12 protein-coding genes are annotated in these 17,535 nt (G+C 40.2%); 10 read left to right on the plus strand and 2 right to left on the minus strand.

The genetic code is table 11. From position 1 onward, the window contains the following. Positions 1–29 precede the first annotated feature (29 nt). The 6 genes from NSTC731_RS30930 to NSTC731_RS30955 all read left to right on the plus strand — a co-directional run bounded on the left by NSTC731_RS30930 (position 30) and on the right by NSTC731_RS30955 (position 8,763). Positions 30–1,496, plus strand: a complete 1,467-nt coding sequence (locus tag NSTC731_RS30930; RefSeq protein ID WP_445628284.1) for a sugar ABC transporter substrate-binding protein — start codon at positions 30–32, stop codon at positions 1,494–1,496. A 12-nt stretch (positions 1,497–1,508) separates the two neighbouring features. Next, positions 1,509–2,954, plus strand: a complete 1,446-nt coding sequence (locus NSTC731_RS30935; RefSeq protein ID WP_445628285.1) for a sugar ABC transporter substrate-binding protein — start codon at positions 1,509–1,511, stop codon at positions 2,952–2,954. Positions 2,955–3,048: 94 nt separating this feature from the next. Beyond that, on the plus strand, positions 3,049–5,529 hold the full coding sequence (locus NSTC731_RS30940) for an ATP-binding protein (protein WP_445628286.1): 2,481 nt from the start codon (positions 3,049–3,051) through the stop codon (positions 5,527–5,529). A gap of 319 nt (positions 5,530–5,848) precedes the next feature. Then, on the plus strand, positions 5,849–6,661 hold the full coding sequence (locus NSTC731_RS30945) for a response regulator (protein ID WP_445628287.1): 813 nt from the start codon (positions 5,849–5,851) through the stop codon (positions 6,659–6,661). A 462-nt stretch (positions 6,662–7,123) separates the two neighbouring features. Further along, entirely contained in the window at positions 7,124–7,843 is a 720-nt protein-coding gene (locus NSTC731_RS30950; RefSeq protein WP_445628288.1) for a sigma-70 family RNA polymerase sigma factor, read from the plus strand. A 392-nt stretch (positions 7,844–8,235) separates the two neighbouring features. Beyond that, complete coding sequence (locus NSTC731_RS30955) at positions 8,236–8,763, plus strand: adenylate kinase (RefSeq protein WP_445628289.1); 528 nt, start codon at positions 8,236–8,238, stop codon at positions 8,761–8,763. 120 nt (positions 8,764–8,883) lie between these two features. On the opposite strand, the gene NSTC731_RS30960 is transcribed toward NSTC731_RS30955, so the two are convergent. Further along, complete coding sequence (locus NSTC731_RS30960) at positions 8,884–10,458, minus strand: AAA-like domain-containing protein (RefSeq protein ID WP_445628290.1); 1,575 nt, start codon at positions 10,456–10,458, stop codon at positions 8,884–8,886. A 5-nt stretch (positions 10,459–10,463) separates the two neighbouring features. Beyond that, positions 10,464–11,906, minus strand: coding sequence for an AAA-like domain-containing protein (locus tag NSTC731_RS30965; protein ID WP_445628291.1), 1,443 nt, complete (start codon positions 11,904–11,906; stop codon positions 10,464–10,466). Positions 11,907–12,290: 384 nt separating this feature from the next. On the opposite strand from NSTC731_RS30965, the gene NSTC731_RS30970 reads away from it, so the two are divergent. The 4 genes from NSTC731_RS30970 to NSTC731_RS30985 all read left to right on the plus strand — a co-directional run bounded on the left by NSTC731_RS30970 (position 12,291) and on the right by NSTC731_RS30985 (position 17,517). Beyond that, a complete protein-coding gene (locus NSTC731_RS30970; RefSeq protein WP_445628292.1) occupies positions 12,291–13,103 on the plus strand; it encodes a class I SAM-dependent methyltransferase in 813 nt (270 codons plus the stop codon). A 268-nt stretch (positions 13,104–13,371) separates the two neighbouring features. Beyond that, positions 13,372–15,348: a CHASE3 domain-containing protein gene (locus NSTC731_RS30975; protein ID WP_445628293.1), complete on the plus strand. Its 1,977-nt coding sequence runs from the start codon at positions 13,372–13,374 to the stop codon at positions 15,346–15,348. Beyond that, positions 15,317–16,864 carry a sensor histidine kinase gene (locus NSTC731_RS30980; RefSeq protein WP_445628294.1) on the plus strand — a complete coding sequence of 516 codons (1,548 nt, stop codon included), beginning with the start codon at positions 15,317–15,319 and terminating at the stop codon, positions 16,862–16,864. Before NSTC731_RS30975 ends, NSTC731_RS30980 begins: the two co-directional genes overlap by 32 nt. A 209-nt stretch (positions 16,865–17,073) precedes the next feature. After that, positions 17,074–17,517, plus strand: a complete 444-nt coding sequence (locus tag NSTC731_RS30985; RefSeq protein ID WP_445628295.1) for a response regulator — start codon at positions 17,074–17,076, stop codon at positions 17,515–17,517. The last annotated feature ends 18 nt before the right edge of the window (positions 17,518–17,535 follow it).

Here is a 17,535-nt window from a genome sequence, read left to right on the forward strand (position 1 = left end):
TATTCAGTTTAAATATAAGCTTTAGAAGTGTGGTGTTCAGAAAAAAAGCCAGTCAGATTACTCAGGTTTTGAAGAATCAGCAGAGAGCTAAGGAAACTTTTAGCGATCGTTCCTACGCACTCATTGCATTAATCCTCTGCTTGATAATTGTTGCTTGCACTAACACATATCAATCCTCCCCTTCCCCACTTAATAAGTTATCCAGTGAAACTACCGATTTAAGGATTTGGTGGGATAAAGGTTTTACTCAGGAAGAGGATGAAGCTCTCAAGCAACTAGTTAGCCAGTGGGAAAAACAAACTGGCAACAAAATCAAGCTTTCTTTATATTCTACAGATGAGCTAACACGGAAGATTCAAAGAGAAATTCAGGCTGGCAACCTACCTGATATTGTTACCAGTTATACTGCCGACCGAGAAATTATTCCCCGTTTAAGTTGGGAAGGCAAACTAGCAGATATATCAGATGTAATTGAGCCACTAAAAAGTTTTTACCCGGAAAAAATCCTCAAAACTGTTCAGTCTTATAACAATGTTACTCAAAAGCGAAGCTACTATGGTCTGCCAATGAGCCAAGCAACTATTCACATTTTTTACTGGCGAGATTTGCTAAAGCAAATAGGTCGTAAGGAAAGTGATATACCAAAAAATTGGGATGATTTTTGGGAGCTTTGGAAACAAATCCAGGATGACTTGCGGACAAAACAAATACCAGATAAAAAACAGAATATTTATGGGTTAGGATTTACCTTCGGCATTAGTTCTGCTGATACATACTACTTATTTGAGCAGATTTTAGAAGCATACGATGTGCAAATTTTAGATTCTACAGATAAACTTATCCTTGACGAACCGAAAGTGCGTCAAGGTATTATTAACAGTTTAAAATGGTACACAAATTTTTATCAGCAAGGCTACGTCCCACTAGATGCTGTAAATTGGTTGAATCCAGATAATAATCGTAGCTTACTTAATCAAAGCGTGGTTATGACTCCTAACAACTCGCTTTCAATTCCTGCTGCTGTGCGGCAAAACCCTGATACATATTATCAAAAACTTGGTATTTTAGAGTTTCCAAATAAACCCAATGGCTTGCCAATGCGCTACTTAATTACGGTTAAGGAAGCGTTTTTATTTGCCGATTCTCAAAAACAGAAACTAGCTAAGGAGTTTCTTGCATACTTAATACAACCAGAAGTGATGGGAAATTATCTCAAGGCTTCTGGAGGTCGTCATTTACCAGTTTTAACATCGGCGTGGGAAGATCCTTTTTGGAAAAATTCCAAAGATCCCTATCTCTCGACTGCCGCTAATATATTTCTCAACAGAGAAACTCGCCCATTTTATTTTGTCCAAAACCCAGCCTATAGCTTGGTTTTGAAAGATAATGTCTGGGGTAAAGCGATAAATCGAATTGTTGTAGATAAAATTTCTCCAGAGCAAGCAGCTGATGAAGCGATCGCCCGAATTAAGCAAATTTTTGACCAATGGCAGTAAGCTTTTATAAATATGACATTTAAAACAAAAGCTAGTCAAATTGCTAAAGGCTTTCATAATCAGCCACAATATTACCATTATCGCAGATATGTGTTCATCGTATTGATACTCAGCTTGATAATTATTGCTTGTACTAACACCCCCAAATTAAAACAATCTTCAGTCACCCATGCCCCTACTGACAACACAGTTTTAAAGATTTGGTGGGATAAAGGTTTTACTGTCGATGAGGATGAAGCAATCAAGCAGTTGGTGAGCAACTGGGAAAAACAAACTGGTAATCAAGTCAAGCTTTCCTTCTATATCGGCGATGAGTTACCGCAGAAAGCGCGTAGGGCCATTCACGCGGGTAATCCACCCGATATCATGATGAGTTATGGCGCTGAGAGAGCGTTGAATCCGCATTTGGCTTGGGAAGGGAAACTGGCGGATGTAACGGATGTAATTGAGCCAGTCAAAAATCTTTATCCTGAATATGCCCTGCAAGCTGTTAATTATTATAATAATGCTGCAAAAAAGCGAAGTTACTATGCAGTTCCTATTAATCAGGCAACAGTTCATATTTTCTACTGGCGAGACTTGCTAGAGCAAATAGGTCGCAGCAAAAGGGATATCCCCAAAGATTGGGATCGGTTTTGGGAGTTTTGGAAACAAGCACAGAACAAACTGCGGGCAAAACAGCAAAAACAGAATATTTATGGGTTAGGTTTTCCTTTTTCTACTGGAGCTTCAGATACCTACATCTTTTTTGAGCATATTTTAGAAGCATACGATGTGCAAATTCTTGACTCAGAAGGTAAACTCCTGATCGATGAGCCAAAGGTGAGACAAAAAATTGTCCAGGCATTAGATTGGTATACCAAATTTTACCAACAAGGTTATGTGCCACCAGATGCACTCGATTGGTTAAATCCAGATAATAATCGCAGCTTGCTCAACCGTATGGTGGTGATGACTCCTAACAACACCCTCTCAATTCCTTGCTCTGTGCGCCAAGATCCCAACACCTATCGCCATAAGCTTGGTATTTTAAAATTTCCCAACAAACCTAACGGCAAGCCAATGCGTTATCTACTTACACTTCGGCAAGCAGTTTTGTTCGCCGATTCCCAACAACAGAAAAAAGCTTTGGATTTTCTTGCATATCTCACCCAATCACAGGTGATAGGTAAGTATCTGAAAGCTGCTGGAGGTTGTAATTTACCTATCATCAAGACACTTTGGCAAGACCCATTTTGGAAAAACCCAGCTGACCCACACGTTTCAACTGCGGTTAAGACGGTGACGCAAGGTTCAACGCGGTTGTTTTATTATGTCAACAACCCAGCATACAGCGTAGTGTTAGAGGAGAATATCTGGGGAAAAGCTCTTAATCGAATAATTGTAGATAAAATTTCTCCAGAGCAAGCAACTGATGAAGCAATTAAGCAGATCAAACAGATTTTTGCCCAATGGTAATCAATAATTATTTATATTAACTAAAGGAATAACCTATCTACATGAATAATAAAAAAGATAAATATCTTTAGAATAAGAAACAAGTTGTAAATATATGAACTTCTGGAATCAGCACCTAACTATTAAAGTTGCCAGTTCCTTCTTATTCCTATCCTTGGTAACTGTAGGTGTAGTAGGAGGATTTGCTTTTCTCAATGCGAGGGAAGCTTTGAAGCAAGCTGCTTTTGAACGACTCAGTGCTGCTGCTACCCTGAAAGAGGAAGAAATTACCCGTTGGTTTGAAGACCAAGAACGAGACTTTCTCTTAGTAACTCAGTTTCCAGACGTACAAAATAATTTTCAAATCCTTTTAAATTCTAAACCCGCTGACGCAAATTATCGTCAAGCTTACAAAGTTCTCTCAGATTATCTCGCAAACATGGCTAAAATCAAGCCAAGTCTGGGAGAAATTTCCATTCTTGACCGGAGCAATCGGATTATTTTATCTACTAATAAACAGCGTGAAGGTCAATATGAAATTTCAGCTAACATCACCTATATTGAACAGATTCAGCCAGGAGACTCTTTTGCCCCCATCTTTTATGCCTCACCGATTACTGGTAAGCCATCAGTGACTTTTGCAACCCCTCTACGTGATGCAGCCAAGGTACGTCAAGGTATTCTTTTAGCCGATCTAAATTTAGGCAGAATAGATCAAATTGTACGAGAACGTACAGGCTTAGGTAAGAGCGGAGAAACTTATTTAGTTGGTTCTTTAGTAACTAAAAACGCTTTTATTTCTAAAGATAAAAATAAAACACCGGACTTTTCTCAAGGAGTTAGTAGCCAAGGTATTGATGCAGCAATGGGTGGAATTAGTGGTCAAGGACTTTATCCAAACTATGCTGGAGTGTTAGTAATTGGGGTATATCACTGGCTCAATGACCAAGACCTAGCCTTAATGGTGGAGATGAACCAGGAAGAAGCCTTTGCGCCGGCTCGGCGATTAGCAGGGACGATGATGTTAGTGGGATTCTTATCAATGGGATTTCTATTGATTGGAGTGTCTTGGCTAACGCGACAGTTAAAAATCTCTGGCGAACAGTTAGAGAATTACAGCCATAGATTAGAACTAAAAGCCAAAGAAGCCGAAACTGCCAACCGTGCCAAAAGCGAATTTCTCGCAAACATGAGTCACGAACTTCGTACTCCTCTCAACAGCATTCTTGGGTTTACTCAGCTAATGATGCGCGATTCTTCTATCAATGTTTCTCAGTTAGAACATTTAGAAATTATCAGTCGCAGTGGAGAGCATTTGCTAACCTTGATTAATGATGTGTTGTCAATGTCCAAAATTGAGGCGGGTTTAACGACACTGAACAACAATAGCTTTGACTTGTACACTCTACTTGATTCACTTGAAGAGATGTTTCAAATTAAAGCAGAATCCAAAGGTTTACAGTTGATGTTTGAACGTAGACCTGAAGTTCCTAGATATGTGCATACAGATGAAAGTAAATTGCGTCAAATTTTGATTAACCTCCTTGGTAATGCTATCAAATTTACTCAAGAAGGTGGCGTGAGTTTACGAGTTAGAATGAAGGAAGAAAGTAAGTTACAGCAACAAGAAGGGACACAAGTAATAAAAAACTCTCGCCCTTCATTCTTCTGGCTTCATTTTGAAGTCGAAGATACCGGCACAGGGATTGCACCTGCCGAAATTGAAAAGTTGTTTAAACCCTTTGTTCAAACAGAAGCAGGACGAAAATCTCAGCAAGGAACAGGTTTGGGTTTAACTATTAGTCAACAATTCGTGCATCTAATGGGGGGAAGTATTACTGTTAGCAGTACTTTGGGTCAAGGAACGATTTTTTCTTTTGATCTTCAAATTAGTCTAGCAGAAGTAGCTGAAGCTCCAATTCGACAGCTAAAACGACGAGTAATTGGTTTAGAGCCTAATCAACCAAAATACCGAATCTTAGTAGTTGAAGATAAATGGGAAAATCGCGAACTCTTAGTCAAGATGCTAGTATCCCTTGGCTTCGAGGTACGTCATGCTGAAAATGGTCAAGAAGGGGTGACTCTTTGGGAAACTTGGGAGCCACAACTAATTTGGATGGATATGCGGATGCCTGTAATGGATGGGTATGAAGCTACTAAACAAATCAGAGCTACTTTAAAAGGTCAAGCTACTGTCATTATTGCCCTAACTGCTAGTGCTTTTGATGAGGAGCGCTTTGTGGTTTTATCGGCTGGCTGCAACGATTTTGTACGTAAGCCGTTCCGAGAGGAAGTAATCTTAAATATGATGTCTAAATATTTAGGGGTGCGCTATGTGTATGCAGAGAAACCCCTTCAAAAAGACGAATTTACCGAAAATTCCGACCTGAAAATTTTATCATTAGAAGAGATGCTGGCTCAGATGCCCACTGAGTGGGTAGCACAGCTCCACCAAGCGGCACTGTGTACTGATGAAAAGCTGATTTTTAGCTTGCTTGAGCAAATTCCTGAAGAATCTGCTCTTTTGACAAACACTCTGTCTGATTGGGTTAATAACTTTCGTATTGATAAAGTTATTGATTTAACACAATCGTAAAAAATGATTTTTGAATCAGAATTCAGAAGTCAGAATTAAGGAGTCAGAACAAGAAGGTGGGGGATTGATATGATATCCGCTTGATTACTTATTAAACGCATCTGGCGTGTGAGGTGCAATGACTGGGGCATAACTAATTAGCCAGACTTGATATGAAATCCGCCACTAATTAAACATCACTAAATCTTCGTGTCGTGAATGCAAAAAAATATTTTGTGGGGATCTTAAACCCATTCATTCACCAGTCGGACTCTAATTCAATTCGGAATTCTGATTTCTGACTCCTGAATTCTTTTCTGATAAATTATTTCTAATAAAAATGGATAACCATCAAGTTCAGCTACCAAAAGCAAATATTCTTGTTGTTGATGATACACCCGATAATCTGCGACTTTTATCCGCTATGCTAACTCAGGTTGGCTATGAAATTCGGAGAGTTATTAACGGACAAACAGCTTTGAAAACAGCACAAGCTGCACCACCCGATTTAATTTTGCTTGACATCATGATGCCAGAAATGAATGGTTATGAAGTCTGTCAACATTTGAAAGCCTCAGAGAAAACCCGCGACATTCCGGTGATTTTTATTAGCGCCTTGGATGAAGTTTTTGATAAAGTAAAAGCTTTTGCAGTCGGGGGAGTGGATTATATTACCAAACCTTTTAGTGAAGAAGAGGTTTTTGCCCGTGTAGAAAATAACTTGACTATCCGCAGGTTGCAAAAACAACTGACCCAGCAAAATATACTTTTGCAACAGGAAATTAGCGATCGCCAAAAAGCCGAATCAGCCCTGCGCCTTAGTCAGTTTTATCTAGATAAATTTAAGGATTCTATCTTTTTTGTAAATTCGGATGCCCAGCTAGTTTACGTGAATGAAGCCGCTTGTCGTCATCTTGGCTACTCCCGCGCCCAATTGTTGAGCATGACTGTTTACGATATAGATCCAAATTTTTCGACGGTTACTTGGCGATCGCACTGGGAGGAAGTTAGACAAAAAGGCTCTCTCACTTTTAAGTCTACTCAACGAACCCAAGATGGTCAGGACATAGCCGTGGAAATAACTGTTAATTATCTAGAGTTAAACGGACAGGAGTACCATTGCGCTAGTGTCCGCGATATAGCCTCTTACTAAGATTATTTTAACAAGCAAATAAAGTGATTTATATCAGGAACTTTCTCAAATGAATGAGTAGTCTTAAACTCTTGGAAAAGACGTTTTAGCCAAAACTTCTAATCTAAAACTGCTAACACAGGTGGATAAGAGATTTTTTCTGACGTTTACTGACATTTTTTACATAACTTAATAAAAGTTTTACGGCAAAATTCCTGACGACTCATGACTTTTTCATGCTGTTAAAAGTGAGTAATTTACTTAAATTAAAGGCATAGTCAAAGCCAACTTCAATCCAAAACCTCAAGAACGTCTAATAAGTAGAGGCAAAAGGAAAACCCCCAACAGCAATAGGTTATTCTGGTTTGCATTTTACATTTCATTATCTGGATTGAACTGAGTCGGTGAGCTAAAGGGTATTGCCCATTGCAACCATAGCCTACAAAGTATGCGGAATAAGGAAACTTGAGGAAAGAAAATAAGATGCTAAAAAATACTATAAATCAAGATTTTATCTCGTCTGAAGAAACTCTGTTGTTTAGCACCTCAGTTAAGAAGGATCTAAATGAACAGCTAGCATCCTTAGTTGTCGAAGCTCGTAGACATTCACCTGGAAGCCCTCAACGTCAGAAGTTGCTCACGCAAATCATTCGTTTGACACAAGGTAAACTCTGGAAGGAAAACACTCCCTACTATCAAGACGCACTGCAACAAACTTGGTTGTATTTCTGCCGCAACGTTTGTGATGGTCTGACAGGTCAAGCCTATGACTCCACTCAAGGTAGTGTGATTAATTGGCTAGATGCTTACCTAAAACGCAGACTACAAGACTTTTATCTCAACCAAAACCGGGAAAAAGCCACAACAGTCTCCTTTAAGGTTCGTCAGTCTAAGTCGGGTGAGATTGGTGAAACTATTGACCCGATAGATAATATACCAGCTACCCCCCAAACGCCTCCCATTTTGGAAAACCTGGAGACATGGGTGGAGACAGACTCGGATATGGAACTACGTAGTACTCACATTAAAGGGCGTCCAGACGTAAATTGTCAGGTATTAATTCTCAAACGCTTACCCCCGGAAGTTAGCTGGAAAGAATTATCTCAAGACTTTGGGCTGTCAATTGCAACATTAAGCAGTTTCTATCAACGGCAGTGTCTACCACGCTTGCGGAAATTTGCTGAGGTAGAGGGTTTATTCTAAACCAATATAGTTCAGTTAAGGCTCAAATCTGTGTAATCGAGCTATAATTCCCAAAAATGGAAAGAAAGTGTGACGCATCTCAAAGAATTCTCACTGCTGTCTCTCAAGATACAAAGTACGAGATATTTAAAGCAATAGAGTACAGCTATCCCAGCACAAATCATTGAACAGGCGATCGCAAATATAACTATTCTTCGGATTGCTAGTTAATTGGATGCAATTATCTGAGTTTTCTTTAGCAGTAATAGATATAGCGTAGATCGTATCAGGAATAAAATAGTACATTTTTGCGCTACTCTATGTATCATTTAAGTATTATAAAAGAAATTCCTATTCTTTCTTGACAAGCCTTGTTGCCTGTTGAACTATATTGTCCTAAAACGAAAATGGCTATGAAAAAAGTAGCGGTATTTGGCAATGCTGGAGGCGGTAAATCAACTCTGAGTAAGAAATTATCAGAAATTACTGGTTTACCACTTCACGTTTTGGACAAGATAAAGTATTTCGCTGGAGGTGCTGAAGTTCCTCATGAAGACTACAAGCATATCCATCAGGAAATTTTACAAACTCAAAGATGGATTATTGACGGTTTTGGTTGCATGGAAACACTCTGGCAAAGACTTGACGAGGCGGATACTCTGGTTTTTGTCGATTTACCACTATATATCCATGTTTGGTGGGTAACTAAGCGATTCATCACAGGTTACTTTCAACCGCCTGAAGGCTGGCCACAAAATAGTCCTATATTGGAAAGTTCGCTTAAAAGCTACCGTGCACTTTGGTTATGCCACAAATTTTTAACTCCAAAGTATCGTGAGTATATCAAACAAGCTCAAAGCAACAAAAGTGTTTATCATATTCGCTCAACTAAAGAGATTTTAGACTTTTTTGAATTAATTCAAAATAAAATTAACTCTTAAGAGGCTTTTTATCAAGTAAAAATAAAATTATTGTAGGAGAGCCAGTTCGCCCTTGCGGTTCTTCAGAAAATTCTAGACAGTGATAGGGAAGCAGCGTTTCTTGCAAATTGCGAATTAGTATTATGGTTGATGTAGTAATTGCTTTGAGGTGACTGAACAGTGCTTTTTATACTCGAAAGTTACCATCGCCAATCCTAAAACAACTATTAATGCCCAACCGAACGCGCCTAGAAAAAATAATCTTTGAAATCTAGCTGCTTTTTGCTCTTGAACTAATCGAGCTTTAACTTCTTTAGTTCGTTCTGCTTCTAACCATGTCTCAACTTCTCGGCGATCGCATTCTTGGCTAGCTGCTAAAAATTGATAATCCAAATCGCTCAAGCTTTTACCTTGTGACCAAGCTAGAGCTTCATGTAAAGCTGTCCCGCGTAATAGTCGGGAATTATCACGATGCTCTGAGGCTATCCAAGCATTGAATGCTTGGGAGTAGGGTCGTAATTTTGCTAATTGTTTTTCTACCCAAGTTTGGTTAAAAACCTCTTCATAAATCCGGTTCTTTACGATTAATTGCCCTTGTTGCTTGGTTACTAACCCCGATAACAGCAGTTCTATTTGTTCTTCTTCATCATCACTAGCTATCTGAATACCTTGTAAAATTTGCTGGTACAGTCCTAGTAAACCTCCAGCACGCTGTTCGTCGATCAGTAGGCGATCGCGGATTGTTTTCAAATGCTCTGGATCGTCCTTTGCCTCCCATTTCTCAATAATGTGGGTTTGTACTAGTTTTTCTAAAATTAATAAGGGAAATTGGTAATAAAAATTTATCAGATGTTGATTAATAATCGGTAAATGGTTATCCAATTTATAACGCTCATCAACTTCTATGCTTCTGTGATCTTCAACATTTTTGCTTCCACAAGTTCTTTCTTGTACTACTATCTGACATAGTTTTTGAGTCAGAAACGGCTGACCATTTGTCCAAGCTAAAATTTCTTTGAGAACTGCCATCGGATTAGCTACTTTACTTTCTAAACCTGCGGCTAATGGCTGAACTTCCGATAAATTAAAGCCGTGCAGTTCAATAGATTTACCAATATTAAATGGCGTACAGTTGCGATCGGCAATCAAATCTGAAGGTGTTGCTACTCCAAATAGTGCCCAAGTTAGTCGGTTATATTCGGGATTTTCGGCTCGTTGATTATAGCATGAGCGAATCAGAGTAAAAAAATCGACTACCGGGAAATTTAAACCTAAAACACTATCAATTTCATCAATAAAAATAAATATTTTTTCAGTTTTTAGTTCAACTAACAAAATGTCTTCAACAAACTGGCTCAATCGCTGTAATGCAGGTAAATCTTCACGCTCCGACCACCAAGCTTTGATATTAACTTTGCTAAAGAGATTAAAGCTCCTTAATAAGTCAACTACTATGCCCTTATACCATTGAGCAGGAGTAATATTACCGTTGCCGATACGAGTCATATCGATAGAAGCACAACTGTAGCCTGCTTGTTCTAATTTATGCCTTGTTTGTAACCGCAAGCTAGATTTACCCATCTGTCGCGAGCTAAATACATAACAAAATTCACCTTGAATTAGCGCATTATAAAGTTCAAAGTCAGCCTGCCGTTCTACATAACTAGGAGCATCAACTTTGAGACTACCGCCAATTTGATATTCGTATTTATTCATAGCGTTTAGGTTAATTGCTCTTGGAAATATAGCTGATACAAATCACAGCTAGGCATTGCCTGATTTCCTTCAAGTTTTACCAGACCCATACTTTCTAATTTATAGGCAGCGATCGCTTCTAGTTGTACACTTGTGGGAGAGGTAACTACCCGTTTAAGTGCGATCGCAAGTTCTGGATGTTCTTGGAGATTGGCTAGATGATGGCGTAAATAGTTGCTATAAATACCGGCAATTGTGGGAGCTTCTTGTAATAGCTGCTCTAGGGTTACTGTTTGATTTCCCAGGTTATAAAGAGCCAGACGAGCTAAATAAGGATGACCGCCAATCATTGCTCGTAGCAAAGCCAGCTTTTCCAATCCTTTCTCACCTTTGGCCCAATCCAGTCCATGACGCACTGCCAAATCCTGCATCTGCTGTAAACTAAATTCTGGTAATTTAATCGGTAGGCCCACATTGAAAGGTGATTGATTAATATCTAGTGGGATATAAGCTTCAGTGGCATGAACTACTACTAATCGGAGTTTTTGCCAGATTTCTAATTCAGAAGCATCTTCATACCAAGAACGCAGTAGCGGCAGAAAATCTCTAGAGATTTCTGGATACTCGAAAATTCGATTCACTTCATCCAAAGCTAAGACTACCGGAGCGTCAATTTTTTCTAGCAAATACTCCTGTAAATACAATGTGCAGCTAACTTTGCTACCAATATCCTCATCCCAATAATCATCTAGTCTGATTTCTAGGTTCAACTGCCGACTGATGTTAGCGCAAAACCAGCGTAAGAATTTTTCCAAGCTAGTGAAAACTTGACTATCTGCTCTCTGTAAACCAATCTGTACAGTGTGTACGCCAGTCTGTTTAGCGTGAGTCAGAATTCTGTGCATTAGGGAAGTTTTTCCCATTTTGCTGGGGGCTTTGATTCTGATTAGGCTTCCAGGTTTATTGATTTCGGTATATGTGCGTTCTTCAATTGGCGGACGCTCTATGTAAAAAGAGGAATTTAGGGGCACTGAGCCACCAGGATTTTCTAAAAAGTCGGGATTAGAGACTGGGGTTTTTCTCTCGTCTTGCTTTTCGATTACCAAAGAAGACGCTGATATTCCATCTTTGGCTCTGTTTGTTGGCTGAGACTGTCTTAAGACTGCTGGCACAGGTTGTAATTGTTCTGACAAAACGCTATTTTGCGTAGGCAAAGCCCGCTGGAGGCTTCGCCGTCTCAATACTGAGCGAAAATTACTTTTTGTCACCTCTTCCCCAAAAGCTTGTGAAAGTAGCTTCCATAACTTAGAACCAACATCTTTTATATAATTAGCATCGTAACCACAGCTTTCGGCGATATCTGGATAAGTTTTTCCTTCCCAAGCTTGACGAAATATTATTTCTTGAACATCACTTAAGCCATGTTCAAGGAATGTATCTAAAATTACTAGTGCTTCTTCTATATTCATTTTTAAAAAGAATAAAGTTGGTTTTTAATAAGACTTTAGCGGAATTATTCATACTTTTTTGGTTATTTACTTAAATTTAAACAGTTAACTTCATTTCCATTTGTCATTCTCAGGTCTTAAGGAATGTCAAAAAATAAATTCTCCAATACTCCAATAAATGTAGAGAGGGTTAGCGACAGGATAACGTACTCTGTACAATTTACATATAGCTATCGTTCCGATGCTTGTTTATTCTAATCAGCACCCTAAAGGATCGATAGCTTTTTTGTAAATTGGCTCAATTAAAAACTGTCTGGAGTATTGCTCTATTATATTTGCAGTATATTTCTCGTTCCCAGATTGGAATATAGGAACACCAGTAACGAGTGTAAGTAGGAGATGATTATGCCGAGATGGAACGCAGAAAAAAAACAAGCGTATCGAACCGAGGTAATTCAACGCGTCACCGCAGCCATGCCCTCAGTAATGCAGGAATATGCCTCGATTAATTGGGAAGAGGAACTCAAAGACTACCATACTGAGCATGAATATTACCCTGACTATATCCACGCTCACATTCATGGGTCAACTGATTCCTACACTAACCCTCAGTCGTGTTTAACCTGGGATGCTGTGATGGATGCTATTATTCCCCTCAGCCACAATGTTAGTTGTCAGCAGTTGCGCGAGACAATGGCTGAACTAATTCCTCAAGACGCTCAAATTGAGACGGTGCTGGAGCTTGGTGCAGGTACGGCTGGTGGAGCGCTGGCACTGGCACAGAGGTTTCCACAGGCCACTTTTCGCATTACTGATATTTCACCTTATATGCTGGTGATTAGTCAGCACAAATTTAACAAGGCTGGATTAAGTGAGCGGGCATCCTTCGAGCAGGTAGACGCTCGTAACACTGGCTACGCTGACAACTCCTTCGATCTTGTCACATCATCACTACTCTTTCACGAGACACCTAAAGAGTGGACGCCTAAGATTCTCAAGGAGATGTACCGGATCGCCAAACCCGGAGGTTGGGTACTATATGCTGACACCTATCGGGGTGAATATGCCCTGAGTGCTTCTTTTCAAGAACCGTGGTTGGATGACTTTATCCATTTCAACTTCGAGTACGAGTTTGCGAAAGCAGGTTTTACAGAACTCAATTACATCCGCTATGCCGTGGGTTTGTGGTATATGGTTGGCCGGAAGCTAGAAATGTGAGGAAAAAACAATCACAACAGAAGTTGGCATTGTCCCAATACTTTTCGGTTAAGGGGGAAAGGGGAAAGGGAAAGGGTTTGAATTTACCTTTTCCCCTTTGCCCTTTAACCTTTTCCCAGACCAAAAGAGAGATTGTTAGGCTTATCCGAAAAGTATTGGGCGTTGTCCCCTAGACAGTCCTGAAGCTCGCGATCAAAGCAGCTACGTAAACAAAGTTATTTTCAAGATAGTGTCGTTTACTGTACAAGTGCTGCTATAGCATAAGTAAATGCTGCAAATTACTCAAGTTGCATTCAGGCGTAGGCTGATCGGCGCGATCGCTCTACCAATTATCCTATTATTGTCATTGTCAGGAGTTTCAATCTGGCAAATTAACCGCCTGCTTTCGGCTATGCAATGGGTTGACCACACTGACCAAGTAATTGCCAGAGCAAATGGCTTACAAAAGCTATTACTGGATCTGGAGACAGGAGTACGTGGATACCAGCTCACAAGTAAGCCACAATTTCTTGAACCTTATCAGCAAGCTAACTCTACCATTAATACTACTTTTGATCGGTTGGGCGATTTAGTTTCAGATAATCCCCAACAAAGTCAACGCTTAAGGCAAATCAAGGCAGAGAAAACAGGCTGGAAGAAATCTATTTCTCAAGCGATCGCCCGCAAACAAAGAGGTGAAGCTGAACCCCTATCAGCAATTGAGGTTCGCAAACAGAGCATGGATGTGATGCGAAATCAAATTACTAATTTTATTGCTACTGAAGAGCAGCTACGGTATCAGCGCAACCAAGCAGTCCAACAGACTACTGAGCGAGTCATCTTTACTAGCATAATCCTGTCGCTTGCTGCTGGTGGCATCCTTGCCTTTTATATTCGACGGCAAATTTCCCATGTGTCTGAAAATTATGAGAATGCTCTCAAAACTGCCCAAATACAAACTGAAAATGTTCAGCTTTCTGCCCAAAGACTTGCTGCTTTACATAACATTGACCAAGCAATTTTAGCGGCTGAGTCGCTCAAGTCTCTAGTCCGAACTGCACTAAAACAAATGCGTCAGTTAGTTCCTTATGAGCAAGCATTTGTGGCCCTGTTTAATTTTGAGGCAGGTACAACTGAGATTGTCGCAGGCAGCAGCACTAAAGAATTACAACCGCTTGAAGGTACAAAAATGTCACTATCAGACTTTGCGCCTGAGCAAAGCTTACGACAAAACCTTAGTTATGTTAAAGACTTGACAAATGTTGATCTTTACCCGCCTATTTTAAAACGGTTGCATTCGGCAGGAATGCGTTGTTGTTTGCGGATTCCGATGTTAGTTGAAGAAACGCTGCTAGGAGAACTCAACTTAGCGGCGACTCAGACAGCTGTTTTTGATGCTCAAGCACAAGATGTTGTGGTTGAGGTAGCGGCTCAGTTAGCGATCGCTATCCAACAATCTCTGCTACGCGAACAACTTCAAAATTACGCTTTGGAACTAGAACAGCGTGTTGCCGAACGCACTGCACAGTTGCAAGAAACAAATCAAGAGTTAAAAGCATTTACTTACACGATATCGCACGATTTACGCGCACCATTACGTACTATGCAAGGCTTTGCTCAGGCATTGCAAGAAGATTACACAGACAAACTAGACTCTGTTGGGCAAGAATACATTCAATATATTACAGAGGGTGCAGTCCAAATGGACACCCTAATTGCCGAACTGCTAGCATACAGCCGCCTCAGCCGTGCCCAAATTCAAATGCAAAAAGTTGATTTAACTGATGTTGTTGAGGAAGCTTTAAAACAACTCAGCAAACAAGTGCAGGAACAGCTTGCACAAGTCACGGTGGCAAAACCCTTGCCGCCAGTGATGGCTCATCGCTCTACCCTTGTTCAGGTAGTAACCAATTTACTCAGCAATGCGATGAAATTTGTGCAGCCTGGAATACAACCAAAAGTAGAAATCTATGCTCAAGAAAAGCAAGATTCGATCCAATTATCGATTGTGGACAACGGCATCGGCATTGCGCCAGAACATCAAGAGCGCATTTTTCGGGTGTTTGAACGACTGCATGGCGTGGAAATCTATCCAGGTACAGGTATTGGTTTAGCAATTGTCCGCAAAGGATTAGAGCGAATGGGCGGTCGAGCCGGAGTAGAATCGCAATTAGGTATTGGTAGTCGCTTTTGGATTGCCCTGCCAAAAGCCCTTCCTCACAGCAACGATACCAATGACGCAAGTACTCCGCATTCTGATAATTGATGATAATCCAGGCGATCGCGCCTTAGTAATCCGAGAACTGAGGCGAGAATTTCCGCAATTTCAACCTCAAGAAATTCGCGAAGCTTCTAGCTTTGCTAGTGCAGTAGCAACAGGCGAATTCGATCTGGTTATTACCGACTATCAATTGGGCTGGAGTACTGGACTAGAAGTTTTATATACAATTAAGCAACAGTATCCCAACTGTCCAGTGATTATGTTCACTAATACAGGTAGTGAAGAAATTGTGGTAGAGGCAATGAAGTCTGGGCTAGATGATTATGTCCTCAAATTACCCAACCGCTACATTCGCATACCAGTTGCTGTGAGAGTTGCGCTAGAACGAGCAGAAACCAAACAACGAGCTACCTTACTTGAAATCCGTCTTCAAGGTTTGCTCAACCAATTAAAAGTAGGTATATTTCGTACTTATCCAGATGGAAATCTTATTGAGTGTAACCCAGCGTTTCTGGAATTGTTGGGGCTGGATTCATTATCACAAGCCTCAGCGATGAATTTATTAAACATCGATGAATACTACTCAATACTACAAGAACTGCCGCCACCTCAACAGCAAGAGCAAGAAATTCAATTACAACGAGCAGATGGAAGATTTATTTGGGTTGGATTAAGCATAGCTCTAAATACAGTTGAGGGACAACAGGTAATAGATGGCTTAATTGAAGATATTACATCTCGTAAACAGGCTGAAATTGAAATTCAGCAACTCAACCAAACCTTAGAGGAGCGAGTCAGGGAGCGTACAGCTGAATTAGAAGTAGCAAATCGAGATTTAGCGCAGACAAATCAGGAATTAGCAGTGGCTAATCAAGATTTAGAAGCATTTACTTATTCAATTTCCCACGATCTGCGAGAACCATTACGTGCTATCCAAGCATTTGGTTCAATCCTCCTAGAAAACGAGGATAGCGAATCTAACTTAGAGAACCAACAAAACTATTTGCAGCGCATTATTGCAAGTGCACAGCAAGCAGACAAGCTTGTTCAAGATTTGCTTGAATACAGTCGCCTCAGCCGAACTGAAATGCCATTACAAGCTATTAACTTATCTTTATTGATGATACAAATACTGAGACAGTTAGAAGTAGAAATAACACAGCGACAGGCGAGAGTACAAGTTGAAGAGCCTTTAGCTGAAATTACGGGAAACCCTACTATTTTGATTCAAGTGATTACCAATTTGCTAACTAACGCGATTAAATTTGTAGCACCAGGAATCCAACCTCAGTTACGGATATGGACTGAGAAACGTAATAGATTGGTTCGCTTATGGGTGCAAGACAACGGCATTGGTATTGAGGAAAGACACCAAAAACGCATTTTCAATGTTTTTGAGCGCCTACACAGCTATGAAGTTTATCCTGGTAGTGGTATCGGTTTAGCAATTGTCCGCAAAGGAGTCGAACGTATGGGTGGACAAGTTGGTGTAGAATCCCAACCTAGACAAGGAAGCCGATTTTGGATAGATTTACCTATAGTTATAGATGTAAATTCCTAAAATCTTTCAATCGCCTTGATTACGGGCAAACATAAAGTTATTTCTCGCTCTTAAATATTTGGTGCAAAACCCTTACCTTATACCATGCCCTATGGCACACAGTAAGGGATGAAAAACTTTCTTTCCCCCTGCCCCCTGCTCCCGTTCGGCTACGCTCACGGCAAGCCTGCCCCCTGCCCCCTGCCCCCTGCCTTTAAAAACAAAATTTCATGAGTAAAGAGCAAGAAACTATTTTACTTGTAGAGGATAATCACAAAGATGTGCTGCTGCTGCAACGCGCGCTCCGCAAGGCTAATATTGTTAATCCAGTTCAGGTGGTAAATGATGGCGATGCAGCAGTGTTATATCTCTCTGGAGAGGAACCTTATGGCGATCGCACTCGTTATCCCTTGCCTGTACTAATCTTGCTCGATCTGAAACTACCCCGCAGATCCGGCGCTGAGGTTTTGATGTGGTTACGGCAGCAACCAGAACTCAAGCGCTTACCGGTCGTAGTTCTTACCTCATCGAGAGAGTATGCCGACATTAATCATATTTATGACATAGGTGTAAATGCTTACATAGTTAAGCCAGTTATTTTTAATGAATTAGTAGAAATTGTTATAACCCTTAATCTCCACTGGATTATTTTTAACGAAAGACCGCAAATTTAAATTGTTTGAACATTTTTT

This window comes from Nostoc sp. DSM 114167, from assembly GCF_052692655.1.

Coding starts and splice junctions, on each gene's coding strand:
- NSTC731_RS30935 (WP_445628285.1), top strand. CDS start 1,509: ATGACATTTAAAACAAAAGCTAGTCAAATTGCTAAAGGCTTTCATAAT.
- NSTC731_RS30940 (WP_445628286.1), top strand. CDS start 3,049: ATGAACTTCTGGAATCAGCACCTAACTATTAAAGTTGCCAGTTCCTTC.
- NSTC731_RS30945 (WP_445628287.1), top strand. CDS start 5,849: ATGGATAACCATCAAGTTCAGCTACCAAAAGCAAATATTCTTGTTGTT.
- NSTC731_RS30950 (WP_445628288.1), top strand. CDS start 7,124: ATGCTAAAAAATACTATAAATCAAGATTTTATCTCGTCTGAAGAAACT.
- NSTC731_RS30955 (WP_445628289.1), top strand. CDS start 8,236: ATGAAAAAAGTAGCGGTATTTGGCAATGCTGGAGGCGGTAAATCAACT.
- NSTC731_RS30960 (WP_445628290.1), bottom strand. CDS start 10,458: ATGAATAAATACGAATATCAAATTGGCGGTAGTCTCAAAGTTGATGCT.
- NSTC731_RS30965 (WP_445628291.1), bottom strand. CDS start 11,906: ATGAATATAGAAGAAGCACTAGTAATTTTAGATACATTCCTTGAACAT.
- NSTC731_RS30970 (WP_445628292.1), top strand. CDS start 12,291: ATGCCGAGATGGAACGCAGAAAAAAAACAAGCGTATCGAACCGAGGTA.
- NSTC731_RS30975 (WP_445628293.1), top strand. CDS start 13,372: ATGCTGCAAATTACTCAAGTTGCATTCAGGCGTAGGCTGATCGGCGCG.
- NSTC731_RS30980 (WP_445628294.1), top strand. CDS start 15,317: ATGACGCAAGTACTCCGCATTCTGATAATTGATGATAATCCAGGCGAT.
- NSTC731_RS30985 (WP_445628295.1), top strand. CDS start 17,074: ATGAGTAAAGAGCAAGAAACTATTTTACTTGTAGAGGATAATCACAAA.